General features: G+C 64.7%; 25 protein-coding genes, 1 tRNA gene and 1 other RNA gene. 8 read left to right on the top strand and 19 right to left on the bottom strand.

What is annotated here, in order from left to right:
- Positions 1-79 precede the first annotated feature (79 nt).
- The 5 genes from JNM03_RS08895 to eno all read right to left on the bottom strand — a co-directional run bounded on the left by JNM03_RS08895 (position 80) and on the right by eno (position 4,965).
- Entirely contained in the window at positions 80-655 is a 576-nt protein-coding gene (locus JNM03_RS08895; protein ID WP_294036095.1) for a hypothetical protein, read from the bottom strand.
- Positions 656-701: 46 nt separating this feature from the next.
- Complete coding sequence (locus JNM03_RS08890) at positions 702-2,075, bottom strand: pyruvate dehydrogenase complex E1 component subunit beta (protein ID WP_294036094.1); 1,374 nt, start codon at positions 2,073-2,075, stop codon at positions 702-704.
- 1 nt (position 2,076) lies between these two features.
- Positions 2,077-3,147 (bottom strand): pyruvate dehydrogenase (acetyl-transferring) E1 component subunit alpha, encoded by a 1,071-nt coding sequence (gene pdhA / locus JNM03_RS08885; protein WP_294036093.1) that lies wholly within the window; start codon positions 3,145-3,147, stop codon positions 2,077-2,079.
- Positions 3,148-3,278: 131 nt separating this feature from the next.
- The gene (locus tag JNM03_RS08880; protein ID WP_294036092.1) at positions 3,279-3,605 is read right to left on the bottom strand and encodes a septum formation initiator family protein; all 327 of its coding nucleotides are present in this window, start codon (positions 3,603-3,605) and stop codon (positions 3,279-3,281) included.
- 85 nt (positions 3,606-3,690) lie between these two features.
- Complete coding sequence (gene eno, locus JNM03_RS08875) at positions 3,691-4,965, bottom strand: phosphopyruvate hydratase (protein ID WP_294036091.1); 1,275 nt, start codon at positions 4,963-4,965, stop codon at positions 3,691-3,693.
- Positions 4,966-5,179: 214 nt separating this feature from the next.
- Between eno and JNM03_RS08870 the strand changes: the two genes are divergently transcribed.
- The 5 genes from JNM03_RS08870 (at position 5,180) to JNM03_RS08850 (ending at position 7,201) form a co-directional block, all read left to right on the top strand.
- On the top strand, positions 5,180-5,719 hold the full coding sequence (locus JNM03_RS08870; RefSeq protein ID WP_294036090.1) for a hypothetical protein: 540 nt from the start codon (positions 5,180-5,182) through the stop codon (positions 5,717-5,719).
- Between the two features lie 7 nt (positions 5,720-5,726).
- Positions 5,727-6,179 (top strand): phage holin family protein, encoded by a 453-nt coding sequence (locus tag JNM03_RS08865; RefSeq protein WP_294036089.1) that lies wholly within the window; start codon positions 5,727-5,729, stop codon positions 6,177-6,179.
- Positions 6,179-6,562, top strand: coding sequence for a hypothetical protein (locus tag JNM03_RS08860; RefSeq protein WP_294036088.1), 384 nt, complete (start codon positions 6,179-6,181; stop codon positions 6,560-6,562). Before JNM03_RS08865 ends, JNM03_RS08860 begins: the two co-directional genes overlap by 1 nt.
- Positions 6,546-6,902: a hypothetical protein gene (locus tag JNM03_RS08855; protein WP_294036087.1), complete on the top strand. Its 357-nt coding sequence runs from the start codon at positions 6,546-6,548 to the stop codon at positions 6,900-6,902. Before JNM03_RS08860 ends, JNM03_RS08855 begins: the two co-directional genes overlap by 17 nt.
- A gap of 80 nt (positions 6,903-6,982) precedes the next feature.
- Positions 6,983-7,201, top strand: a complete 219-nt coding sequence (locus JNM03_RS08850; RefSeq protein WP_294036086.1) for a DUF4170 domain-containing protein — start codon at positions 6,983-6,985, stop codon at positions 7,199-7,201.
- Between the two features lie 42 nt (positions 7,202-7,243).
- Here JNM03_RS08850 and JNM03_RS08845 read toward each other — a convergent pair whose 3' ends face one another.
- From JNM03_RS08845 to JNM03_RS08830, 4 genes are all read right to left on the bottom strand, one after another.
- Positions 7,244-7,522, bottom strand: coding sequence for an ETC complex I subunit (locus JNM03_RS08845; protein WP_294036085.1), 279 nt, complete (start codon positions 7,520-7,522; stop codon positions 7,244-7,246).
- A 132-nt stretch (positions 7,523-7,654) separates the two neighbouring features.
- Complete coding sequence (gene hrpB / locus JNM03_RS08840; RefSeq protein WP_294036084.1) at positions 7,655-10,120, bottom strand: ATP-dependent helicase HrpB; 2,466 nt, start codon at positions 10,118-10,120, stop codon at positions 7,655-7,657.
- Positions 10,117-10,497 (bottom strand): DUF1801 domain-containing protein, encoded by a 381-nt coding sequence (locus JNM03_RS08835; protein WP_294036083.1) that lies wholly within the window; start codon positions 10,495-10,497, stop codon positions 10,117-10,119. Before JNM03_RS08835 ends, hrpB begins: the two co-directional genes overlap by 4 nt.
- A 13-nt stretch (positions 10,498-10,510) precedes the next feature.
- On the bottom strand, positions 10,511-11,524 hold the full coding sequence (locus JNM03_RS08830; protein WP_294036082.1) for a polyprenyl synthetase family protein: 1,014 nt from the start codon (positions 11,522-11,524) through the stop codon (positions 10,511-10,513).
- A gap of 104 nt (positions 11,525-11,628) precedes the next feature.
- Here JNM03_RS08830 and JNM03_RS08825 point away from each other — a divergent pair, with 104 nt between their 5' ends.
- Positions 11,629-11,913 (top strand): chorismate mutase, encoded by a 285-nt coding sequence (locus JNM03_RS08825; RefSeq protein WP_294036081.1) that lies wholly within the window; start codon positions 11,629-11,631, stop codon positions 11,911-11,913.
- Positions 11,910-12,602 carry a glutathione S-transferase N-terminal domain-containing protein gene (locus JNM03_RS08820; RefSeq protein ID WP_294036080.1) on the top strand — a complete coding sequence of 231 codons (693 nt, stop codon included), beginning with the start codon at positions 11,910-11,912 and terminating at the stop codon, positions 12,600-12,602. Before JNM03_RS08825 ends, JNM03_RS08820 begins: the two co-directional genes overlap by 4 nt.
- A 3-nt stretch (positions 12,603-12,605) precedes the next feature.
- Here JNM03_RS08820 and JNM03_RS08815 read toward each other — a convergent pair whose 3' ends face one another.
- The 9 genes from JNM03_RS08815 to JNM03_RS08775 all read right to left on the bottom strand — a co-directional run bounded on the left by JNM03_RS08815 (position 12,606) and on the right by JNM03_RS08775 (position 22,309).
- Positions 12,606-14,375 (bottom strand): tetratricopeptide repeat protein, encoded by a 1,770-nt coding sequence (locus JNM03_RS08815; RefSeq protein WP_294036079.1) that lies wholly within the window; start codon positions 14,373-14,375, stop codon positions 12,606-12,608.
- A 108-nt stretch (positions 14,376-14,483) separates the two neighbouring features.
- Positions 14,484-15,788: a HAMP domain-containing sensor histidine kinase gene (locus JNM03_RS08810; RefSeq protein WP_294036244.1), complete on the bottom strand. Its 1,305-nt coding sequence runs from the start codon at positions 15,786-15,788 to the stop codon at positions 14,484-14,486.
- Between the two features lie 96 nt (positions 15,789-15,884).
- Positions 15,885-16,547, bottom strand: a complete 663-nt coding sequence (locus tag JNM03_RS08805) for a response regulator transcription factor (protein ID WP_294036078.1) — start codon at positions 16,545-16,547, stop codon at positions 15,885-15,887.
- Between the two features lie 118 nt (positions 16,548-16,665).
- Positions 16,666-16,974, bottom strand: a complete 309-nt coding sequence (locus JNM03_RS08800; RefSeq protein ID WP_294036077.1) for a hypothetical protein — start codon at positions 16,972-16,974, stop codon at positions 16,666-16,668.
- A gap of 86 nt (positions 16,975-17,060) precedes the next feature.
- Positions 17,061-17,135, bottom strand: a tRNA-Val gene (locus JNM03_RS08795).
- A 164-nt stretch (positions 17,136-17,299) separates the two neighbouring features.
- Positions 17,300-17,572: an HU family DNA-binding protein gene (locus JNM03_RS08790; protein WP_037510426.1), complete on the bottom strand. Its 273-nt coding sequence runs from the start codon at positions 17,570-17,572 to the stop codon at positions 17,300-17,302.
- A gap of 170 nt (positions 17,573-17,742) precedes the next feature.
- Entirely contained in the window at positions 17,743-20,139 is a 2,397-nt protein-coding gene (lon, locus tag JNM03_RS08785) for an endopeptidase La (protein ID WP_294036076.1), read from the bottom strand.
- A gap of 155 nt (positions 20,140-20,294) precedes the next feature.
- Positions 20,295-20,630, bottom strand: coding sequence for a YbaB/EbfC family nucleoid-associated protein (locus JNM03_RS08780; RefSeq protein ID WP_294036075.1), 336 nt, complete (start codon positions 20,628-20,630; stop codon positions 20,295-20,297).
- Positions 20,627-22,309: a DNA polymerase III subunit gamma/tau gene (locus tag JNM03_RS08775; protein ID WP_294036243.1), complete on the bottom strand. Its 1,683-nt coding sequence runs from the start codon at positions 22,307-22,309 to the stop codon at positions 20,627-20,629. The genes JNM03_RS08780 and JNM03_RS08775 overlap by 4 nt, the downstream gene beginning before the upstream one ends.
- Positions 22,310-22,417: 108 nt before the next feature.
- Here JNM03_RS08775 and JNM03_RS08770 point away from each other — a divergent pair, with 108 nt between their 5' ends.
- The gene (locus tag JNM03_RS08770; RefSeq protein ID WP_294036074.1) at positions 22,418-22,849 is read left to right on the top strand and encodes a hypothetical protein; all 432 of its coding nucleotides are present in this window, start codon (positions 22,418-22,420) and stop codon (positions 22,847-22,849) included.
- Here JNM03_RS08770 and ffs read toward each other — a convergent pair.
- Positions 22,848-22,945: signal recognition particle sRNA small type (ffs, locus tag JNM03_RS08765), an RNA gene on the bottom strand. The genes JNM03_RS08770 and ffs overlap by 2 nt on opposite strands.
- Between the last annotated feature and the right edge of the window lie 8 nt (positions 22,946-22,953).

Raw genomic sequence — 22,953 nt, 5'->3', positions numbered from 1 at the left:
TCCCCTGCGACCCTATTTCTGTACCGGGCAAGATAGATGTTTGCCGACGGCTTTTCCAGCCCCGACGCCATTTATTCCGTCACCGGCCGATCAGGCCGATGCGAAAGAGCAGCCCGCCTTCGCGGCGCCAGTGCCGCTCGCCGTCGCGCCCGGCAATCGCGGCGGCCCAGCGATCGAGCATCAGCAAGGCCCGATTTCCTTCGAAGACCGCACGGGACGGTCGCGGCCAGGCGCGGACATCGGCGAACAGCGCTTTCGCCTCCTCGGCGCCCTCCTGAAGTCCTGCGGCCCAGAAAAGGCCCCAACGTTCACCCCCGTCACCGCCCGAAAGCCGGAAGAGTGCCGCGCCGAAACCGGCACCCGCATCGCGCCGCGCCGCCGCGTTCTCGGCAAGCAGCATCGCTTCGGCCCCATCGACGATCGCATCCAGCCCGCCCTGTCCCGCCCAGCTTGCCTGCAGGTCCGCAAGCAGCGGTTCGCCCTTCGGCAGCGCAGCCGGATCGTCCGCGAGCACGACCATCATGTCGCGCCACCAGGCGAGCTTTATCTGTCCGATCAACGGTTCGCGCGCATCGCGAAGCAGTCTGGTCAGCCGCTCGGCCAGCGCCCACAACGTCGTGACGGCAGGGCGCCTCTCGCGAGGCACCGCCACCATCACACGCGGATCGCGGATGTCGGGATACAGGGCCGTCTCCGGCGTCTCAGCCGCGATTGCAGATCGCCTTCACAGCCGCGATAACCCGCGGCGTATCGACGAGCGCCGCCTTTTCCAGATTGTGCGCATAAGGCAGCGGCACATCCTCGTTGCAGACGCGAACGACCGGGGCGTCGAGGTCGTCGAACCCCTGCTCCATCGCCACCATCGCAAGCTCGCTGGCGATCGAACAGGTCGGCCAGCCTTCTTCGACGACGACCAGGCGGTTCGTTTTCTTCAGGCTTTCGAGCACCGTCGCGGTGTCGAGCGGGCGGAGCGTGCGCAGGTCGATCACCTCGGCCTCGATCCCCTCGCCCGCAAGCGTATCGGCCGCCTCGAGCGCCAGACCGACGCCGATCGAATAGCTGACGACCGTCACGTCGCCGCCCTCGCGCATTATGCGCGCCTTGCCGATCGGCAACACATAGTCGGCGACATCGGGAACATCGAAGCTGCGACCATATAGCAGCTCGTTTTCCAGAAACACGACGGGATCTTCGCTGCGGATCGCGGCCTTGAGCAGGCCCTTCGCATCGGCGGCATCATAGGGCGAGATCACGATCAGGCCGGGCACGCTCGCATACCAGGGGGCATAGTTCTGGCTGTGCTGCGCCGCGACGCGCGAGGCGGCGCCGTTGGGACCGCGAAACACGATCGGACAGCGCATCTGGCCACCCGACATATAGTTGGTCTTGGCCGCCGAGTTGATGATGTGGTCGATCGCCTGCATCGCGAAGTTGAACGTCATGAATTCGATGACCGGCTTGAGCCCGCCCATCGCGGCGCCCGAACCAAGACCGGCAAAGCCATATTCGGTAATCGGCGTGTCGATGACGCGGCGCGCGCCGAACTCGTCGAGCAGGCCCTGCGTCACCTTGTACGCGCCCTGATATTCGGCAACTTCCTCACCCATCACGAAGACGCGGTCGTCGGCGCGCATTTCCTCGGCCATCGCATCGCGCAGCGCTTCGCGTACCGTCAGGCGAACCGTCGCCGTGCCTTCGGGAAGCGACGGGTCAGAGGCGCGGGCCACTGGCGCGGGTGCGGCCGGTGCAGGCGCGACTGCCGGCGCCGCGGCGGGCGCAGGCGTTTCCACGGCGGCGACCGGTGCAGGCGCAGCGGCTGGAACTGCCGTTTCGCCCTCGGCCGTAATCGTCGCGATCACGGTGCCGACCTTCACATTGTCGGTGCCTTCGGCGACGAGAATCTGACCGATCGTGCCTTCATCGATCGCCTCGAATTCCATGGTCGCCTTGTCGGTTTCGATTTCGGCAAGAATATCGCCCGACTTTACCGCATCACCTTCCTTGACGAGCCACTTGGCGAGCGTGCCCTCTTCCATCGTCGGCGACAGGGCCGGCATCTTCAATTCGATGGCCATCTCAATATTGCTCCACCAGCACGTCGGTATACAGTTCGGGAAGATCGGGTTCGGGCGCACTCTCGGCAAAGTCCGCCGCGTCGCTGACGATCTGGCGAATCTCCTTGTCGATGTCCTTGAACTTGTCCTCGGTGATCCCCGCATCGAGCATCAGCTTCTTGAGATGTTCGATCGCATCGGACTTGTCGCGCACCGCCTGCACTTCGTCGCGGCTGCGATATTTCGCGGGATCCGACATCGAATGGCCGCGATAGCGATAGGTCTTGAGCTCCATCAGCACCGGCCCCTTGCCCGCGCGCACCCATTCGATCGCAGCCTCGGCCGCGCCGCGCACGGCCAGCACGTCCATGCCGTCGACCTGCATACCGGGAATGCGGAAGCTTTCGCCACGGCGATAAAGCTGGTCCTCGGCCGACGAGCGGTTGACCGACGTGCCCATCGCATATTGGTTGTTCTCGATCACGAAGATGATCGGCAGCTTCCACAGCTCCGCCATGTTGAAGCTTTCGTACACCTGACCCTGGTTCGAGGCGCCATCTCCGAAATAAGCCATCGCGATGCCGCCATCGCCGCGATATTTATGCGCGAAGGCCAGCCCCGTGCCGAGCGACACCTGCGCCCCGACGATGCCGTGTCCGCCATAGAATTTATGCTCGACGCTGAACATGTGCATCGATCCGCCCTTGCCGCGTGAAATGCCGGCGGCGCGTCCCGTCAGTTCGGCCATGATGACCTTGGGGTCGATGCCATAGGCCAGCATGTGCCCATGGTCGCGGTATCCGGTGATGACGCTGTCCTTGTCGCCATCGAGCGCCGATTGCAGACCGACGGCGACGGCTTCCTGTCCGATATACAGGTGGCAAAAGCCGCCGATCAGGCCGAGGCCATAAAGCTGTCCCGCCTTTTCTTCGAAACGGCGGATGAGCAGCATCTCGCGATAGAATTTCTCCAGCTCCGCCGGTGTTGCGTCATAGGGAGCGGGATCGCGGGGCGCTTCGCGATTGGTCGCGGGAGCCGGGGTGGAAACGGTGTTTTTCGGCGCAGCAGTCTTGCGCGCGGGGGCTTTGGCCAAGGCGGGTTCCTTTACGGTTAGCCGTTACGGCAGGCCACTCCTATAGGAGAGCCGGGGCGGGGTTGGCAACGTCCGCTTGGGGACTGCGCGGGCCAAAACTTACGTATGCAGCAAGGTCGCGCGAAAAGCCGTCAGGGCTTTGCTTCGGGCTCCACCGGAATCGCGATTTCGTCGGGATGCATCACACCCAGCTTCTCGCGCACATACTCATCGGCCAGATCGGGATCGACCCGCCGGCGGTCGAGCAGGTTTACGCGATTCTGGAGTTCGGTCTGCTTTTTCGCGAGCGCAGTCAGCACGACGCGCTTCTTTTCGACCGACTGGCTGTAATCGCCCCACGCATAGAGTCCGGTCGGACCGAAAATGATGTAGCCGATCATCGCCAGCACTGCGATCAGCGCCACCGTGGGACCGACGGCCCGGCTCATCGATTTGCGGAATTTGTGGCGTTGCGTCATTCGCCCCCCTTGAATCAGAGTTGATTCACGGCGTCAAGGCGTCTGATGCGGGTTTCCACCTGAAAACCCGCATCAAGAGCAGCGGTTACCCAAAAATCGCCATCCCCGGATAGCGCGCCATGTCGCCCAGTTCTTCTTCGATGCGGATGAGCTGGTTGTACTTGGCGAGCCGGTCGGAACGCGCGAGGCTGCCGGTCTTGATCTGACCGCAATTGGTCGCGACCGCGAGGTCGGCGATCGTTGAATCCTCGGTCTCGCCCGACCGGTGCGACATGACGGCGGTGTAGCGCGCCCGGTGCGCCATATCGACGGCATCGAGGGTTTCGGACAAGGTGCCGATCTGGTTGACCTTGACGAGCAGCGAGTTGGCGAGGCCGTCCTTGATGCCCTGCGACAGCCGCGCGGGGTTGGTGACGAACAGGTCGTCGCCGACGAGCTGGCACTTGTCGCCGATCAGGTCGGTCAGTGCCTTCCAGCCGGTGAAATCATCTTCGCTCATCCCGTCCTCGATCGACTTGATCGGGTAATCCTTCACCAGCGCGGCCAGATAATCGGCCATCTGCTCAGGGCTGAGCGACAGCCCCTCGCCACTGATCTCGTACTTGCCGTTGCGGAAGAATTCGGTGGCTGCACAATCCAGCGCAAGAACGACGTCGGTGCCCAGCTTGAAACCGGCCTGATCGACCGACGCCGCGATGAAATCGAGCGCGTCGCGCGTCGAGGCAAGGTTCGGCGCGAAACCGCCCTCGTCGCCCACGGCGGTCGCAAGGCCCTTTTGCGACAGCCCCTTCTTCAACGTGTGGAAAATCTCGCTGCCCCAGCGTACCGCTTCGGCGATGCTGCCGGCGCCGACGGGCATGACCATGAATTCCTGCACGTCGATCGGGTTGTCGGCATGTTCGCCGCCGTTGATGATGTTCATCATCGGCACCGGCAGCGTCCGCGCCGAAACGCCTCCGACATAACGATAGAGCGGCAGTCCGCGCGCATCGGCGGCGGCCTTCGCGGCGGCAAGGCTGACACCGAGGATCGCGTTGGCGCCCAGCCGGCCCTTGTTGGGCGTGCCGTCGAGGTCGATCATCACCTGATCGAGCTCGCGCTGATCCTCGGCATCGAGGCCGATCAGCGTTTCGGCGATCTCGCCGTTTACCGCCGCCACCGCCTTGGTGACGCCCTTGCCCAGATACCGTGCCTTGTCGCCGTCGCGCAGTTCGACGGCTTCATGCGCGCCGGTCGAGGCACCCGACGGCACCGCAGCACGGCCGAAGCTGCCGTCTTCCAGCAACACGTCGACTTCGACCGTCGGGTTGCCCCGGCTATCGAGGATTTCGCGGCCGTGAATGTCGATGATGGCGGTCATGAAGGTCGTCCTGCTAGTCGGCCTGCGACAGGCCGGGTGGGAAAGGCGCCCGCCTGTTATCGGCGGCTTGGCTATAGCGCAATACGCATAGGAATTTTGCGAAGCTATGGAACCATTCGTCCAGCCTTGCTATATATCGTACAGGACCAAAAAGGGCTCACGACCGTCATCTCCCTGACGGCACGAGGCTCATAAAAGAAGAGGACAGTGCCCGATGGCCAAAGCCGCTACTCCCGCCGCCAAGAAAGTCGCGCCCAAGGCGCCTGCCAAGCCCGCCGCCGCCAAGGCCGCGCCGGCGCGCAAGCCCGCAGCCGCGAAGGCGTCCGCAAAGGACCATCCGATCCGCGACCAGCTTGCCGCGACGCGCGACACGATCAAGTCCGAAGCCTCGAAGAAGGCGGCGTCGCTGAAGGATGAGGCGACGACGCTCGCCAATCAGGCATCGGCAAAGGCGCGGAATGCCGCGACCAAGGGCAAGGACAAGGCCGCCGAAGCGGTCGGCAGCCTCGCCAAGCTGCTCGAGGATGGCGCCGGCACCGTCGATAGCAAGTTCGGCAAGCAATATGGCGATTATGCACGCTCGGCGGCATCGACCGTCGCGGGCCTCGCTTCGACGCTCGACAAGAAGGATCTGGACGAACTCGCGGCATCGACCCGCGACATGGTCAAGAAGAACCCGGCGGTCGCGGTCGGTGCGGCGGCGGTGATCGGATTCGTGCTCGCTCGCCTGCTCAAGGGCAGCTCGAACGACTGATCGCAGGTTGCCGTCTCCCGATCCCAACATTCCGACCGTATCCGACCAGCGCAGCTTTGACGGCGTCAGTCATGGCTATGCACCGGACGGCAGTCCGGTCACGCCGCCACCGGTGCCGCTGGAAAAGATCGTCGGCGACGTCGTCGACAATCTTTCGGCGACGGCGAAGGCCGAGCTTGCGCTGCTCGAAGCGCGCGGCGAGCTTGCGCTGCATGGCGCGAGCTGGGCGGCGGCGTGGGGCGGTATCGCCGCCTGCGCCCTGGGCGTTGCGATGCTCGCGCTGGCATTCGGTGCGATCCTCGCACTGGCACCGCATGTCGGTCCCTTGCTCGCGACCCTGATCGTCGTCGTCGCCCTGCTTCTTGTTGCCGCCTTCGCCGGATGGCGGGCGCACAATAGCTATGGCGATGTCCGCACGGCATTCCGGCGCGACCTTGGCATCGAAAGGACCGACGACTGATGCCGCGATCGCGCAACCGCCTGATCAACGCCGCGCGGCGTTCGATGCTCCAGCGCAGCGAACTGCACCGGCGGCTCGATGTCGCCAAGGCGGCATTCGCTCCGAAGGCGCTCGTCGATCGCGGCAAATATCGCGTCGAGGAAAAGGTCGATGCGGCCGCGCATTCGGTGCGGGAGCAATTCCGGAACAACCGCCTGCCGATCGCGCTGGCGGCGATCGCCGGCATCGGATGGCTGCTGCGCGAACCGATCAAGGAGCACGCGCCGAAGCTTGCCCGCAAGGTGCAGGATCTGGCCGAGACAGCCATCGAAAAGATACGCCCCGGCCACGCGCCGGATGCCGACGACGATATCACGGAGGATCCGAATGAAACCGCTGAGTGAAACCGCAAGCGAAGCCCGCGCGAAAGCGAGTGAACTTGCCGAGAAAACCGCGGAAAATGCGCGCGCGACGGCCGAGGCGGCCCGGGCGCGCATTCAGGACGGCTATGGCCGGGCCCGCGCCGCGACGAGCGATCTTGCCGCAAAGGGCCGCGAACAGGCCGACGCCGCGCGCGAAGTGGCTGGCCAGGCCTATGAAAAGGGCAAGGCGCAGGCAAAGCGCGCGAACAGCAAGCTCAAGACCGCTGCCGAAAAACAGCCGCTGGCGCTCGTCGCCGGAGCGGTCGCGATCGGCGCGCTGCTTGGTTCGCTGCTGCCCAAGGGGCGCAAGGACGAGGACTGAGCCGGACTTGCCCGAAACGCGCTGCGCTGGTAGGGGCGCCCATCCCTCCCCTCCCCAGCGGTAATCCGCAAGGAAAAGTCATGAGCAAATTGCACCTCGTGTTCGGTGGGCGCGTCAGCGACCCGCAGGGCCTTGATTTCGTCGATCTTCACAATCTCGACATCGTCGGCCTGTTTCCCGACTATAAGGCGGCCGAAAAGGCGTGGCGCAGCGCGGCACAGCGCACCGTCGACGACGCCGAAATGAAATATGTCGTGGTCCACCTGCACAAGCTGCTGCAGCCGGAAGGCGACGCCTGAGGCGACATCCGATGCCAGCGGCCCTTCGGGGCCGTTGTTCTTTTAACGGAAGTTGTCGGCGTAGGCCTGAATCTTCAGCGTGCGGACGGGGGTCGGTGCGACCTCCACCTCGATGCCGTTCTTTTCGGCATAGGCGACCGCTTCATCGCTGGTCGCGAAGCCCAGGCGAAGCTGGCGCTGCGTGTCGCCGCTGCCCGCCCATCCCATCAGCGGGTCGGCTTTCCGCGCCTCGGCCGGCGCGAATTCGAGGAACCAACGCTGCGTTCCCGCGCGGCCCGACTGCATCGCATTTTTGGGCTTCTGGAAAATACGCGCTTTCATCGGGGCCGTCCTGACTGGGTGAGTGTGTCGCCGCCTTAGCGGGAAGCACAGGCGGCGGGAAGAGGAAAGCCGTCGCCCAATCCTCACGGCCATCCCGGATCGGGTTCGGGGTGTGACGGATGATGGGACACCCTATTGCGCCTCACGCCGCGCCTGCGCCGCCTTGGTGAGCAAGGTCGGCCGGGCGTTTGCGGGATCGTCCGGCCAGCTATGCTTGGGATAGCGCCCCCGCATTTCCTTTGCGACCTCCGACCAGCTTCCGCTCCAGAAGGAGGAGATATCCCGGCTCGTCTGAATCGGCCGATGCGCGGGCGAGGTCAGGGCGAGAACGAGCGGGATCGGCGGATCGCCGATCGTCGGATGTCGCATGAGCCCGAACATCTCCTGCACCCGCACGCTGACCGTCGGGCCGCCGTCGGCGCCATAATCGATCGCATGGCGGCTGCCCGTAGGCGTCGCGAAATCGGCGGGCGCCAGCTTTTCGAGCAATTGCCGCGCCGCCCAGTCGAGCATGCCGCCAAGCGCATCGGCCAACCTCTGGTCACCGAGATCGCGCAGGCCGCGCGACTTTTCGAGCAAGGGCGCCAGCCAGATATCGAGGCTGTCGGCAAGCGCCGGCGCCGACAGTGCGTCAAGCCCGGCGAACGATGCCCGCTGGCGCAGCGCCTGCGAGACAGGCCCCCAGCCGATCAGCCCCAGACCCTTTTCGCGCACCGCCGCCAGCCGCACCGCGATATCGCTCTCGGCGCCCGCGCTGCGCCCCGCCTGCCCACTGGTCAGTGCGATCGCCCCCAGCCGCCGTTCGCGGCGATGATCGACACGGTCGTTTGCCGCGTCGTAGCTGCTCGCCGCATGTTCGATGATGCGATCGGCGAAAATCGCCTCGACCTCGGCAAGCTCGATCGGGGCGGCGCCCAGAATGCGGACACCCGCCGCATGCCCCTGCGCATCGGCGATGGCGAGCCATTCGCTGCCTGCGAGCGGATCGAGCGGATCGAGCCGGTAGGCGCGGCCGCCCGCGCTCAGATACTCCCCGCGCTGGCCGGACCGCTGCCGTGCGACCCGATCGGGCCAGGCGGTCGCGATCCAGCCGCCGATCGATCGCCCGTCGGGTGCGGCCGAGCGCTCCGCCAGCCGATCGCCGACACCTGCCAGGCGACGGGCCAGGCGCCATGCCCCCTCGGAGCGATCGCCCTTGAGGCCTTTCCACCGCGACAGCCGGGCTTCCACATCGACGCCGCGCCCGCCAAGTCCCGGTTCGGTAAGCAAGATGGCAAGCCGCGCCGCCAGTTCGGCTTCGCCCGCTCCCGCAGCCTCCAGCAGCATGTGAGCGAGCGGCACCGGCAGGGGGATCGCCGCGAGCGCCTTGCCATGTTTCGTGATACGCGCATCCTCGCCCAGGGCGCCGATCGCCTGCAATCGCGCCTTGGCTTCCGAAATCGCAGCGGGCGATGGCGGATCGAGCCAGCCAAGTTGCCGGGGGTCGATGATGCCCCAACTCGCGCAGTCGAGCACGACGGGCATCAGGTCGTTTTCGTGAATCTCGGGCGGATCGAATGGCGGCATGCCCGCCGTCGCGGCGGCTTCCCACAACCGATAGGCCACCCCTGGCCCCTGCCGCGCCGCACGCCCGGCCCGCTGCGTCGCCGACGCCTGGCTCGCACGCTCGGTGACGAGGCGCGCGATCCCCGCCGCCTTGTCGAAGCGCGGGCGACGCGCCAGCCCGGCGTCGATCACGATGCGCACCCCGTCGATCGTCAGGCTGGTTTCGGCGATGCTCGTCGCAAGGATCAGCTTGCGCCCGCCGTCGGGATCACGGACCAGCGCCTTGCGTTGCTGCGCCGGATCGATCTGGCCGTGAAGGCGGTGGACGACCAGGGGCAAGCCCGCCGCCTCGACCGCCGCGGCAGCGCGTTCGATATCGGCCGCGCCGGGCAGAAAGGCCAGCATGTCGCCCTCGGCCTCGTCGGCCATCGCCTGCCGCACCGCCATCAGCACCGATGCCTCCAGCCGATCTTCGACCCGCCGGCCAATGTGGCGGAGTTCCAGCGGCCAGCTTTTGCCTTCGCTCTTCACGACGGGAGCGTTGCCGAGCAGCGCGCCAAAGCGCGCCCCGTCGAGCGTCGCCGACATTGCGACAAGCCGCAGGTCATCGCGTAGCCCTTGCTGGGCATCGATCGCCAGCGCGAGCGCGAAATCGCCGTCGAGACTGCGTTCGTGCACCTCGTCGAACAGCACCGCCGACACGCCCTGCAGTTCGGGATCGGTCAGGATGCGGTTGCGGAACAACCCCGGCGTCATCACCAGCAGCCGCGTGTCGCCCGATTGTTTGCTGTCCAGCCGCGTCGCATAGCCGACGCGCCCGCCGACCGGCTCGCCCAGTTCTTCCGCGATGCGTTCGGCGGCGGCGCGCGCCGCGAGCCTGCGCGGCGACAGCAACCAGACGGCTCCCTTGCACCACGGCTCGTCCAGCATCGCCGGCGCGACGCGCGTCGTCTTGCCCGCACCCGGCGGCGCCACCACCACGACATTGGGTTTGAGGAGCAGCGCCGCCATGATGTCGGGCAGCACCGGATCGATCGGAAGCGCCTGCCTCATGTCCGCGCCGCGGGGTTGCCCAATGTGGCATTGAGGCGAAACGCCTCACCGGCGAGCCGCGCCACCTGATCGGGCGTGATCTCCGTCGCTTCGGTCATCACCAGATTGCCGAGTTCATATTTGCCGCTGGCCTTGATCCGGGGATCGACGTCCCGCAACCGCTTGCCGCGCCAGAAACCCAACAGCACGCGATGCTCCTCGGCGCGGATCAGGATGCACGGACCGTTCGCCAGAAAGACGAGGTTCGTCCATTTGATCGTTTCCTCGAAGGGCGCGGCCGCCATGATCGCGGCGCGCATCATCGCGGCGCGCTCGCGCTGCCAGCCAGAAAGCGCGGTGATATAGGCGTCGGGGCTTTCCGCCGCTGGGCCCATCATCGCCGCGGCGCCCTCAATAGGCGCGCGCGACCGCAAAGGCGACCGCTTCGGTGAGCGCGGCCTTCGCCTGGCTGGCTCGGAAACCGCCGATCGCATCGACCGCGCGCTGGCCATAATGCCGCGCGCGCGCCAGCGTATCGGCGATCGCGTCATGCCGGATCAGCAGGTCCTTTGCATGGGCGAGGTCTTCGTCGGAGGTCCGGTGCCCGGTGATCGCCAGCTTCCAGAACTCGCGCTCGTCGGCCGATCCGCGCGCATAGGCCAGGATGACGGGCAGCGTGACCTTGCCATCGCGAAAGTCGTCGCCGACCCCCTTGCCCATCGTCTCGGCGTCGGAGACATAATCGATGGCGTCGTCGACAAGCTGGAACGCGATGCCCAGATTGCGGCCATAGGCGTCGAGCGCCGCTTCGGTCGCATCGTCGCGTTCGGCGACGACTGCGGCGATCTTACATGCCGCGGCGAACAATTCGGCGGTCTTCGCGTTGATGATCGCCAGATACTGGTCTTCGCGGGTTTCGATCCGGCGCTGCGCCGAAAGCTGGTTGACCTCGCCCTCCGCGATCACCGCCGACGCATGCGACAGGATCTTCAGCACCTTGAGCGACCCGTCCTCCACCATCACTTCGAACGCGCGGCTGAACAGGAAGTCGCCGACCAGCACCGAGGCGCTGTTGCCCCAGATGATGTTCGCGGTCTTGCGGCCGCGACGAAGATCCGACCCATCGACAACGTCGTCGTGCAGCAGCGTCGCGGTGTGAATGAACTCGACCGCCGCCGCCAGATTGCAGTGGCGGTGCCCGGGATAGTCGAGCAGCTTGCCGCACGCGAGCGTCAGCATCGGCCGCATCCGTTTGCCGCCACCCGCGATCAGGTGGCCCGCCAGTTCGGGGATCAACGGCACCTGCGACTGCATGCGATCGAGAATGACCGAATTCACCTCGTTCATGTCGGCGGCGACAAGCGCCATCATCGGGTCGAGCGAGGGCGGCCGGTCGCCGTGGAGCAGGTGAATTTCCGCAGTCATGACCGGGCGAGCCTTGGCCGCGCGCCCATTTTTTTGCAACGACTTTCGGCTTGCATGACCGCCCCGCACGGTGCCAAGCGGTGGGACCACGAGAGGAGCCGCGCATGGACGACCAGTTGAGCCGTTACCGCCAGAGCATCGACAATATCGACGCGGCGCTCGTCTATATGCTCGCCGAGCGATTCAAGATCACGAAAGCCGTCGGCGAACTGAAGGCGACGATCGACCTGCCGCCCGCCGATCCCGCCCGCGAGGCGCGCCAGATCGAACGGCTGCGCACTCTGGCGCGCGAGGCCGATCTGGACCCCGAATTCAGCGAGAAATTCCTTCGCTTCATCATCGACGAAGTGATCCGGCATCATGAACATCTGCGGGAGACCGGCGTATGACCACCCATCCGATCTTCGACAAATGGCCCGCCGCGCATCCGGACCGGCTGCAATTATTCGGCGCACCGACACCGAACGGGGTGAAGGTCAGCATCATGCTGGAGGAATGCGGCCTCCCCTATGAAGCCCATCGCGTCGATATCATGGCTAACGAAAGCCACGATCCCGCCTTTCTCGCCCTCAATCCCAACGGGAAGATTCCGGCGATCTACGATCCCGACGGACCCGGCGGCAAACCGCTCGCCCTGTTCGAATCGGGCGCGATCCTGATCTATCTCGCCGACAAGGCCGGCCGCTTCCTCCCCGCCGATCCCGGCGAACGCTATCAGGCGATCCAGTGGCTGATGTGGCAAATGGGGGGCGCGGGGCCGATTTTCGGTCAGCTTGGTTTCTTCCATAGGTTCGCCGGCCGGGACTATGAGGACAAACGTCCGCGCGACCGATACGCGGCGGAATCGGCGCGCTTGCTCGGCGTCCTCGATGACCGGTTGAATGGCCGGACGTGGATCATGGACGACGATTACAGCATTGCCGATATTTCGCTGCTCGGCTGGGTGCGCAACCTGATCGGCTTTTACGATGCGGCCGAGATCGTCGGCTTCGACCGGTTCGGACATGTGCAGGCCTGGCTCGACCGCGGCCTTGCGCGGCCGGCGGTGCAGCGCGGGCTGGTGGTCGGCTCCGCCTGAAAGCTAAAGGCGCTCCATCCGCAGCCAGCGGACGTCGCCGAGCCAGGCTTTTGACAAGGCACGATCCGCCGCGGCCGCCTCCAGCTTGCGGCCGCGGGCGGCCTCGCTCCGCGCAAGCCCGTACAAGGCCCAACCATTATTGGGCGTTTGCACCAATGCGCCGCGAAACGCCTCGCTGGCTTCGGCATAGCGTCCAGCCCGGAAAAGCGCCGCACCCAGCGACTGCTTCACCGGATAATACCAGTAAGCCGGCTCCTGATAGGGAATATTCGCCTCAACCTCTATCGCTTGCCGATAAAAGCCGATTGCTTCGTCATAGCGCTTCTGGGCGACGGCGAAACGGCCGCGGGCGACGAGTTCGGCCAGCCTGATCAGGTCGGCCGCCGGGACGCCCTGATCGATCATATTCTTCAGCGCCGCCGATTCACGAACCTGTGTCATCGCCGCCAGTTCGCGGTCGAAGCCGGCGCGATCGCGCAGGCTGGCATAGGCGATGCCGCGCGCATAATGGCGCATCGCCGTCGGATAGGCGAGCCGGGCATCCGGAGCGGGCATGGCCAGTATCGCGCCCGGTGCCGCCACCTGCGCCATGGCGAAATAGGGCGCGGCATCGATCGATTGAATCCAGGCGATCCGCTCGGAGGTTTCGGGATCGAGAACCTTGCCGAGACGCTGTGCCTCGCGGATCGCGGTGGGCACGTCGCCCGCCATCTGCGCCGAGGTCACGATGAAATGGATATTGTGGGGATAATAGCCATAGCGGACCAGACCATTGTCGCCGGCGCCGCGGATGAACGCCTCGTCGGCGCGCGCTGCGGCAATATTCACACGGATCGAATCGGCATGGCGCCCGCGAAGCTGATAGATATGCCCGGGCATGTGGACGAGATGCGCGGCACTCGGTGCGAGCGGGTTTGCCAGCCGATCCGCCGCGGCTTCGGCTCGCTGCGGATCGCTGGCTTCCATCAGGTGGATATAAAGATGGTTTGCCTGCACATGCGCGGGATTGCGGGCAAGCACGGTCTCGATCAGCCGCACCGCTTCCCCGCTGCGACCGATCGGGGTCTTCTTGTCCGCTTCCCAATAGTTCCAGGGAGTCGTGTCCATCGCGGCCTCCGCGGCCAGCACCGCGACATCGTCGTCACCCGGAAAGCGGCGTGCGACGTCCAGCATCGCGTCAGCATAGGCGGCGTCGAGGGCCGCTCGATCGGCGGCGGCGTCGCGCGAATAACGCAGCGCAACGGCTTCGATCAACGCCCGTTCCATCGGCGACGCATCGCCGCGCAGCGCCATGGCGCGATCCATCGCATCCAGCGCCGCACCATGATCGCGATCGTCCATCGGCGCGTTGATGTTCGGCCCAAGCGCGACCGCTTCGCCCCACCAGCACAGCGCGCATTTCGGGTCGAGGCGCTGTGCCTCGCGAAAGGAGCGCACCGCGCCGGCATGGTTGAAGCCATAGGTCATGAGCAGACCCTGGCTGAAATATTGCCGCGCCTGCGCATCGGCGGTCGAAACCGGAAACGCCGATGTCGCCAGGTCGGCGAAAAGCGGCATGCCCTTGCCTTCGCCGGGCGGCGCCGCGAACGCGGATGCGATCAGAAGCTCTCGGGCCAGAGCCGAGCTTCCGCGTGCCGCGCCGCAGAGGAAGGTCGCGAGCCGCGACGGGTCGAGCGCGTCGAGCGCGGCGACCGAGAAGCCCGGAAGCGGCGTGAAACTGGTGAGAGAAAAACCGGCGCCGACGATCACGGCGGCTTTGACGGAACGATGCATTCCCATTCCCCTTCCCCCCAAGGTGAACATGAAACAACGAGGTCAGCTTACCATGATGGCCGGAATTTCTCAAATACACCCCGGCGCGCGCCGGGCGCCCCCGCTCCCCTATCCGGCCGGAAGCCTCAATCGCACCAGCAGGCCGCCAAGGTCCTCGCTCTCTTCAAGCGCGATGCTGCCTCCATAGATTTCGGCAACGTCGCGAACAATCGCGAGCCCCAGCCCCGTTCCCGGCTTGCCGCTGTCGAGCCGGACGCCGCGGTCGATGACGCGAACGCGATCGGCCGGCGATATCCCGCGGCCATCGTCTTCCACCAGCACCTCCACCATGCCGCCGTCGCGCTGGATCGTGACGAATACGCTGCCGCCGCCATATTTCGCGGCATTCTCGAGCAGGTTGCCGATCAGTTCGTCGAGATCCTGGCGCTCCAGCCGCGCAACCAGCGTCCGGTCTCCCGCCGCGTCGAGCCTGACGTCGGGATAGAGAAGGCCCACGGCCCGCGACACGCTATCGACACTGTCGCGGACATTCGCCCGCGCCTGTGCGGCACCGCGGCGCCCGACCGCGCGCGCGCGCGCCAGATGATGTTCGACCTGTCGCTGCATCGTCTCGGCCTCGCGCCGAACCGTTTCGGCAAGCGGGGTGTCGGATCCGGCGGCACTGTTCACCAACACGGTCAGCGGCGTCTTCAGCGCGTGCGCCAGATTGCCGGCGTGGAGCCGCGCTTCTTCGGCCTGCTTTTCGTTGTGCGCGAGCAACGCATTGAGTTCGTCGACCATGGGCTGCACTTCCAGCGGAAGCGGCGCGGTGACGCGGCGGTTCTGCCCGCCGCGCATCGCCGCGATCGCCCGGCGGATATGACGCAGCGGCAACAGGCCATAGAAGGTCTGGAGCGCGGCCAGAATGATCAGCCCAAGCCCCAGCAAGGCAAGGCTGGGGATCAGCGTGGCCCGTACGGCGCCGTTCTGAAGGTCGAGCGCCTCGCGCGACTGTGCAATCTGGAAACGCCAGCTCGTCTTGCTGCCCGGCAGAATGACGTTGCGTTCGAGGACGCGCAGTTCCTCGTCGGGAAACTGGTTGCTGTTATAGATGTGCAGCGCGGTGTCGATATGCTCCTTCGGCGGCTTCAGCGTCCGCTCCCAAAGCGAGCGAGAGCGATAGGGTTCCTGCCCGCCACCGCTGATCTGCCAATAAAGGCCGCTGTAAGGTTCGAGGAACCGCTGGTCGCCCAACGGCTCGATCAGCCGCACCTCGCCATCGGGACCGATTTCCGACGACCGGATCATCGCGATCAGCACATATTCGAGGCTCGAATCGAAATTGCGCGTGATCGCGCCGGTCAGCACACGGTCGAGCGCAAAGCCTCCGCCGATCAGCAGGACCGAAATCCAGATCGTCGCGATCGCGATCATGCGCCGCGCGAGCGAGCCGGTGATGCGGCTCGTCAGCGCTGCCGGCTTCGCGGCCTCCGTCGCTATCGCAGTGGCGGCGTCGGCCTCTGCCATGCGTTATTGCGGATCGTCGAGCTGATAGCCGAGACCGCGAATGGTGGTGATGATGTCTGCCCCCAGCTTTTTGCGGATGCGCGTCACGAACACTTCGATCGTGTTGGAATCGCGGTCGAAATCCTGATCGTAGATATGCTCGATCAACTCGGTCCGCGATACCACCTTGCCCTTGTGATGGAGCAGGTATGACAGCAGCTTATATTCCTGCGCGGTCATCTTCACCGGCTCGCCATCCAGGGTGACGCGGCCCGACCGCGTGTCGAGGCGGACCTTGCCGGCGATGAGTTCGCTCGAGGCATTGCCGGCGGCACGGCGGATCAGCGCGCGGAGCCGCGCGATCAGTTCCTCGGTCTGGAACGGCTTGGCCAGATAATCGTCCGCGCCCGCATCGAGCCCGGCGACCTTGTCCGACCAGCTGTCGCGCGCGGTCAGGACGAGCACCGGAAAATTGCGCTTCTCCCTCCGCCAGCGGTCGAGAACGGTCAGCCCGTCGACCTCGGGTAACCCGAGATCGAGGATCGCTGCGTCGTAATTTTCGGTGGAGCCGAGGAAATGACCGTCCTCGCCATCGGTGGCAAGGTCGACGGCATAGCCGGCGCCTTCCAGCGTCGCCTTGAGCTGCGGGCCCAGCGTGGGTTCGTCCTCGACAATCAAAATCCGCATTCGGGCGCCTTTCCTCTGCGCGCCGGATCATGTCCGACCGCTCTGCGACAACATGTATCAAGTCCGAACGTCCACCGCAAAATGTCGTTGCGATGATCGATCCGAAACTTCGCGAATATCAGGGTTTGCGTCCGACGATCCGGCCGGTTCGGGCATCGACATAGACGATGACCACCTGCGCCCCGTCCATGAACTTCAGCGCGTAGATCATCCGTTCCGGGTCGAACTGCGGCCCGCCCAGATAGCTCATGCCGCTATACGGCGGGCGCGACTTCACTTCGGCGATCAGGCGGTTGAGCGGGATCACCTGCCCTTGCGCGGCGGCGTCGCGCAGGCTGTCCTGATCGCGATCGCCGCGAGCGGCGGCGGGTGTGCCTCCGGCAAACAACAAGGCCGAGGCAAGCGTTATGGTCAAGGTGCGGAACATGCCCAAGGTCCTAGAGCGGATGCATTGAATAGGCGATGAATGGCCTGACAAGCGATATCCGCGCCGACGATCCTTCGCCCGGGCCGTGGTGGGCGCGACAGGGATTGAACCTGTGACCCCACCCGTGTGAAGGGTGTGCTCTACCGCTGAGCTACGCGCCCGTTCCGGTGCCGACCTAGGGTCCGACGCTTCCGAAAGCCGGACGGCCATAGCCGCTCGCACGGGTAATGCAACGCCCATTTGCCGAAATTTCGCCCGCAGATGCAAATCGGGCCGCAGCTTTCGCCACGGCCCGATGCGTTTTACCAAAAGATACCTGCCAACCTTAGTTGACGGCGTCCTTGAGGGCCTTGCCGGCCTTGAACTTCGGCTGGTTCGACGCCGCGATGGTCATCGTTTCGCCGGTGCGCGGGTTGCGGCCGGTCGAAGCCTTACGCTTGCTGACGGCGAACGTGCCAAAGCCGACGAGACGGACTTCGCCGCCCTTCTTGAGCGAGCCCGTGATCGCGTCGAAGACAGCTTCGACGGCCTTGCTCGCGTCGCCCTTGGTCAGGCCGCTCGAGTCAGCGACGGCGGCGATCAGGTCTTGTTTGTTCATGCCTAAGGAACCCCTGCATTATGGTTGGATAAATGATTCATGGCCCGAAGCCATGGCGCGCCACTAACGCTGTTTGACCCTGTCTTGTCAAAGCAAAAAGGGACGCAAAACGACCCAAAACTACGATTTTGCGACGAATTCAGGACGAAATCGCGTCCGGCACCGATGACTCAGTGCCGAATCGCGGTTTCGGGGTCGCCTCCGGGCGAAACCGGCGGCGAAGCGGCAAGTTCGTCAGCCTCGGTCCACTCGATCGGTTCGACCGGGCTGACGAGGGCTACGGCAAGCACTTCATCGACGTGGCTGACCGGAATGATCTTCAGCTTTTCAGTGATATTCGCCGGAATCTCGACCAGATCCTTTTCATTCTCTTCGGGGATGAGGACGGTCGTGATCCCGCCGCGCAGCGCGGCAAGAAGCTTTTCCTTGAGCCCGCCGATCGCCAGCACGCGGCCACGCAGCGTCACTTCGCCGGTCATCGCGACATCCTTGCGCACCGCAATGCCGGTAAGGGTCGAAATCATCGCCGTGACCATGCCGACGCCCGCCGACGGACCATCTTTCGGGACGGCGCCTTCGGGCAGATGGATATGGATGTCCTTGCGGGCGAACAGGCTGGGGCGAATGCCATAGGCCGGCGCACGCGCCTTGACGAACGAAAGCGCGGCCTGAACCGATTCCGTCATCACTTCACCAAGCTTGCCCGTGGTGCGGACCTGCCCCTTCCCCGACGCGGTGACAGCTTCGATCGTCAGCAGTTCGCCGCCGACTTCGGTCCAGGCAAGCCCCGTGACGGCGCCGACCTGATCTTCGCGATCGGTGACGCCGTGGCGGAATTTCCGCACGCCCGCGAATTCGGCCAGGTTATCGGGCGAAACGGTCACCTGCTCGGCCTTGCCTTCGAGGATCTTGCGCAGCGCCTTGCGCGCCAGACGCGCGATCTCGCGTTCCAGCGTACGAACGCCCGCCTCGCGCGTATAATAGCGAATAAGGTCACGGAGGCCTTCGTCGGTCAGTTCGAATTCGCCCGCCTTCAGGCCGTGCGCCTCGATCTGCTTTTCGATCAGATGCAGCTTCGCGATCTCGACCTTCTCATCCTCGGTATAGCCTTCAAGCCGGATGATCTCCATGCGGTCGAGCAAAGCCCGCGGCAGGTTCAGCGAGTTCGCAGTGGTGACGAACATGATGTCCGACAAGTCGACGTCGATTTCCAGATAATGGTCCTGGAATTTCGCATTCTGCTCTGGATCGAGCACTTCCAGTAAGGCCGACGCCGGATCGCCGCGAAAATCCTGACCCAGCTTGTCGATCTCGTCGAGCAGGAACAGCGGGTTCATCGTGCCCGCCTTTTTCAGGTTCGTCACGATCTTGCCCGGCAGCGAGCCGATATAGGTGCGGCGATGGCCGCGGATTTCGGCTTCGTCGCGCACGCCGCCCAGCGACTGGCGCACGAACTCGCGGCCCGTCGCCTTTGCGATGCTGCGGCCGAGCGAGGTCTTGCCCACGCCCGGCGGGCCGACGAGACACAGGATCGGACCTTTCAGCTTGTTGGTGCGCGCCTGTACCGCCAGATATTCGACGATCCGGTCCTTGACCTTTTCGAGCGCATAATGGTCGTCGTCGAGGACGGCCTGCGCCTTCGCGATATCCTTCTTCAGCTTCGACTTCTTGCCCCACGGCAGGCCGATCAGCGTGTCGAGATAGTTGCGCACGACCGTGGCTTCGGCCGACATCGGCGCCATGGCACGCAGCTTCTTGATCTCGGCATTGGCCTTGGCCTTGGCCTCCTTCGACATCTTGAGGCTGTCGATCTTGAGCTGGAGTTCCGCCAGATCGTCACCGCCCTCGCCATTGTCATTGCCGAGTTCGCGCTGGATCGCTTTGAGCTGCTCGTTCAAATAATATTCGCGCTGGCTCTTTTCCATCTGCCGCTTCACGCGACCGCGAATCTTCTTTTCGACCTGCAACACGCCCAGTTCGCCTTCCATGAAGGCGAAGACCATTTCCAGCCGTTTCGCAGGCGCATCCTCGACGAGCAGCGCCTGCTTGTCCGAAACCTTGATGTTGAGGTTCCCCGCGACCGAATCGGCCAGACGCGACGCATCCTCGATCTGCGAAAGCTGCACCGCCGTCTCGGCGGGCATCTTCTTGTTCAGCTTGGCATAGCTTTCGAACTGATCGACCACCGATCGCATCAACGCGGCCGTATCGACGCTGTCGTCGTGGGTGTCGGCGATCGGTTTGACGGTCGCCACCACCGCCTTGCCCTCATTCGCAAGGCTCATGAGCTTCGCACGCTCCTTGCCCTCGACCAGCACGCGGACAGTGCCGTCGGGCAGCTTCAGAAGCTGCAAAACCGTCGCAATCACGCCGGTTTCATACAGGTCATCGCGCTGCGGATCGTCCTCGCCGGGATCGAGCTGGGCGACGAGGAAGATTTCCTTGTCGGCTTCCATCGCGGCTTCGAGCGCGGCGACCGAACGGTCGCGACCGACGAACAGCGGGACGATCATATGGGGGAAAACGACGATATCGCGCAGCGGCAACAAAGGGAAAGATTGCGTCATTACGGCTCCTGGGCGGGCCCCAACGTCGGCAGCACCGCCCTTCTTATAGGGTGTTCATCGCTAATATGGCGTAACTTGCCGCGCATTCAATGTCGCTGTGCTGAACGTGGACCGTTCGCACCCCGATCACAATCCGTCATCCCGGCGAAAGGGTATCAAAACGGCAATTTGAAGCCTGGGGGAAGCGGAAGGCCGCTGGTCATCCGGCCCATTTCCTCGTTGCTCGCGCGGTCGGCCTTTTCGCGGGCGTCGTTGAACGCCGCGGCAAGAAGATCCTCCAGCATCTGCTTGTCCGACGGAACGATCAGGCTGTCATCGATCTGGATCGACTTGATCCGGCCCTTCGCGCTGGCGGTAATCCGGACCAGCCCGCCGCCCGAGACGCCTTCGACCTCGACGTTGTCGAGTTTCGCCTGCGCTTCCTGCATCTGGGCCTGAACGGTGGCGGCGGCTTCCTGCGCCGCCTTCATCATTTCTTCGATCGATTTCATGATTGGGACCTATGCTGGTTGTTGTCGCCTTCGACAAGCCTTGCGTCCGGAAAAGCGGCCAGAGCGGCCTTTACCACAGGCAATTCGCGAATCCGGGCATCATTGTCGGCAAGCTTTACCTGGCGCATCTGGCCAAGGCTCGGCCGCCCCTCCCCCTCACCCGCCCGCACCTGCCAGCGGCTGCCTGTCGCGGCGAGGAGCGCCTCGCCAAGGCTGCGTGCGAACCCCGCGTCGAGCGCCGACACGGGCGCATAGACAAGCAGTCCCGGTTCCAGCTGCAAAAGCTTGAGATCGTCATAGACTTGCCGCGCAAGCTGATGGTTTCCGGTCGTTTCGAGAAGGTGATGAATCTGCGCAATGGTAAGTGCTGACGCCGGGAACTCGACCGGCGCTGTCTCGGGCGTCCCGGACGCCGGTTCGGCCGCCATGGTTTCCCGCCCGCCCGCGCTCGCCGGCGCGGCGGGCGGTATCGTCGCCCCGCCGCCTGCCTCAAGCAACTTGGCAAGTTCGCCCGGATCGGGCAGCGAAGCGGCATAGATCACGCGCAGCAACAGCATTTCGAGATGTTCGAGCGGATTGTTCGCGCGCAGAACCTCGTCATGCCCCTTGAGCAGCAATTGCCAGAGGCGATTGAGCGGCGCGAAGCCCAGCTTCATGGCCCAGTCGCCGATGCGCTCCCGGTCGCTTTCGGCAAGCGCAGGATCCTCGTGCCGCGCCACCTTGGCCAGCGTGACGGCATGGGTCAGGTCCATCAACCCGCGCACCATCGCGACCGGTTCGATCCCCAACGCATATTGCGCGCGCGCCAGGTCGATCGCGCCACCGCTGTCGCCTTCGAGGATCGCCGCCATCAACTGCGTGATCGCCGTCCGGTCGGACAGCCCAAGCATGGTCCGCACCTGATCGGCGCTGATCGTGCCGCCACCCGCTCCGGCCTCCAGATCGGCGTGCGCGATCGCCTGGTCGAGTATCGACAATCCGTCGCGAACCGATCCCTCGGCAGCGCTCGCGATCAACCAGATCGCGGGCGCTTCGGCCTCGACGCCCTCCTTTTGCAGGATTGCGCTGAAGTGCGCGAACAGCATGTCGGGGGTGATGCGGCGAAGGTCGAAGCGCTGACAGCGTGACAGCACCGTCACCGGCACCTTGTTCACTTCGGTGGTTGCGAACAGGAATTTGACGTGCGGCGGCGGTTCTTCGAGCGTTTTCAACAGTGCGTTGAAGGCATTACGCGACAACATGTGCACTTCGTCGATGATATAGATCTTGTAACGCGCAGAGACCGCGGCATAGCGTACCGCCTCGATAATCTCGCGCACGTCGTCCACCCCGGTGTTCGACGCGGCGTCCATCTCGATCACGTCGATATGACGCCCTTCGGTAATCGCGCGGCACGGTTCGCAGATGCCGCATGGATCGATCGTCGGGCCGCCCTGCCCGTCTGGCCCGATGCAGTTCAGCGCCTTGGCGATCAGGCGCGCCGTCGATGTCTTGCCGACCCCGCGCACCCCGGTCATCAGAAAGGCATGCGCCAGCCGGTCGCGCGCGATCGCGTTGCCCAGCGTCTTCACCATCGCATCCTGGCCGATCAATTCGGCAAAGGTTTGCGGGCGATATTTGCGGGCGAGAACGCGATACGGCCCCGACGACGCAGGTGGAGCGGTGGCGGGCAGGTCCATCCCCAGCATCGGGGTATCGTCATCGGCGGAATCGCTCATCCGCCCGTCTTAGGGGGTCAGCTTGCCTTTGTCGAAAGCAAGATGCATCACGATCCCATGTTTCGCGACATGGTCAAACTCGACGCTCTTTACGACCGCGCCCTGCATATTCAGGCTGGATTGAAGAACGGACACTGCAGACCGCTTTTCAACGCGCTGGCCTGCAGCGGCCATCGTCATGGACAGGTCACTCATGCGTGCGACTTTGCTTTGGAAGGCGTCGGTTTCGGCCATCCGGCCTTCGCACCATATTGGTATCGAAGGGCATGGCGAGGCGGCGATGCCAACGCCGCACAGCATATGGCGATGGACTGTTTTGCGCGGAACGATCTGCAGGGATATCGTCTATGGCTTCGTCGTGCCGCACGGCTGGGCGACACGGATGCTGCCCATGAACTGAGCAAATTTGCGACCCGACTGCCCTATCGTCGGCTGCGCGCCATCAAGCGCTTTCGCCCCGCCTATAAGCGCAAGCTGCGCAACTCGATCGAATTGTGGTGAGGGTGGGAGCCGGAACGACCCGCCGCGAATTCGTTGCGGCTGCTTCCTTCCGGACCTGACCGGGTTGGCGAAGACGGCGTCCGCCCGACTCCCGCCGCGCATAT

This window comes from Sphingopyxis sp., assembly GCF_016793825.1.
In the GTDB taxonomy this organism is placed as follows: domain Bacteria; phylum Pseudomonadota; class Alphaproteobacteria; order Sphingomonadales; family Sphingomonadaceae; genus Sphingopyxis.
Note: the sequence above shows the minus strand (reverse complement) of the source record. Positions and strands in the feature narration are given on the sequence as shown.

Coding starts and splice junctions, on each gene's coding strand:
- JNM03_RS08895 (WP_294036095.1), bottom strand. CDS start 655: ATGGTGGCGGTGCCTCGCGAGAGGCGCCCTGCCGTCACGACGTTGTGG.
- JNM03_RS08890 (WP_294036094.1), bottom strand. CDS start 2,075: ATGGCCATCGAATTGAAGATGCCGGCCCTGTCGCCGACGATGGAAGAG.
- JNM03_RS08880 (WP_294036092.1), bottom strand. CDS start 3,605: ATGACGCAACGCCACAAATTCCGCAAATCGATGAGCCGGGCCGTCGGT.
- eno (WP_294036091.1), bottom strand. CDS start 4,965: ATGACCGCCATCATCGACATTCACGGCCGCGAAATCCTCGATAGCCGG.
- JNM03_RS08870 (WP_294036090.1), top strand. CDS start 5,180: ATGGCCAAAGCCGCTACTCCCGCCGCCAAGAAAGTCGCGCCCAAGGCG.
- JNM03_RS08860 (WP_294036088.1), top strand. CDS start 6,179: ATGCCGCGATCGCGCAACCGCCTGATCAACGCCGCGCGGCGTTCGATG.
- JNM03_RS08855 (WP_294036087.1), top strand. CDS start 6,546: ATGAAACCGCTGAGTGAAACCGCAAGCGAAGCCCGCGCGAAAGCGAGT.
- JNM03_RS08850 (WP_294036086.1), top strand. CDS start 6,983: ATGAGCAAATTGCACCTCGTGTTCGGTGGGCGCGTCAGCGACCCGCAG.
- JNM03_RS08845 (WP_294036085.1), bottom strand. CDS start 7,522: ATGAAAGCGCGTATTTTCCAGAAGCCCAAAAATGCGATGCAGTCGGGC.
- hrpB (WP_294036084.1), bottom strand. CDS start 10,120: ATGAGGCAGGCGCTTCCGATCGATCCGGTGCTGCCCGACATCATGGCG.
- JNM03_RS08835 (WP_294036083.1), bottom strand. CDS start 10,497: ATGATGGGCCCAGCGGCGGAAAGCCCCGACGCCTATATCACCGCGCTT.
- JNM03_RS08830 (WP_294036082.1), bottom strand. CDS start 11,524: ATGACTGCGGAAATTCACCTGCTCCACGGCGACCGGCCGCCCTCGCTC.
- JNM03_RS08825 (WP_294036081.1), top strand. CDS start 11,629: ATGGACGACCAGTTGAGCCGTTACCGCCAGAGCATCGACAATATCGAC.
- JNM03_RS08820 (WP_294036080.1), top strand. CDS start 11,910: ATGACCACCCATCCGATCTTCGACAAATGGCCCGCCGCGCATCCGGAC.
- JNM03_RS08815 (WP_294036079.1), bottom strand. CDS start 14,375: ATGCATCGTTCCGTCAAAGCCGCCGTGATCGTCGGCGCCGGTTTTTCT.
- JNM03_RS08810 (WP_294036244.1), bottom strand. CDS start 15,788: ATGATCGCGATCGCGACGATCTGGATTTCGGTCCTGCTGATCGGCGGA.
- JNM03_RS08805 (WP_294036078.1), bottom strand. CDS start 16,547: ATGCGGATTTTGATTGTCGAGGACGAACCCACGCTGGGCCCGCAGCTC.
- JNM03_RS08800 (WP_294036077.1), bottom strand. CDS start 16,974: ATGTTCCGCACCTTGACCATAACGCTTGCCTCGGCCTTGTTGTTTGCC.
- JNM03_RS08790 (WP_037510426.1), bottom strand. CDS start 17,572: ATGAACAAACAAGACCTGATCGCCGCCGTCGCTGACTCGAGCGGCCTG.
- lon (WP_294036076.1), bottom strand. CDS start 20,139: ATGACGCAATCTTTCCCTTTGTTGCCGCTGCGCGATATCGTCGTTTTC.
- JNM03_RS08780 (WP_294036075.1), bottom strand. CDS start 20,630: ATGAAATCGATCGAAGAAATGATGAAGGCGGCGCAGGAAGCCGCCGCC.
- JNM03_RS08775 (WP_294036243.1), bottom strand. CDS start 22,309: ATGGACCTGCCCGCCACCGCTCCACCTGCGTCGTCGGGGCCGTATCGC.
- JNM03_RS08770 (WP_294036074.1), top strand. CDS start 22,418: ATGGTCAAACTCGACGCTCTTTACGACCGCGCCCTGCATATTCAGGCT.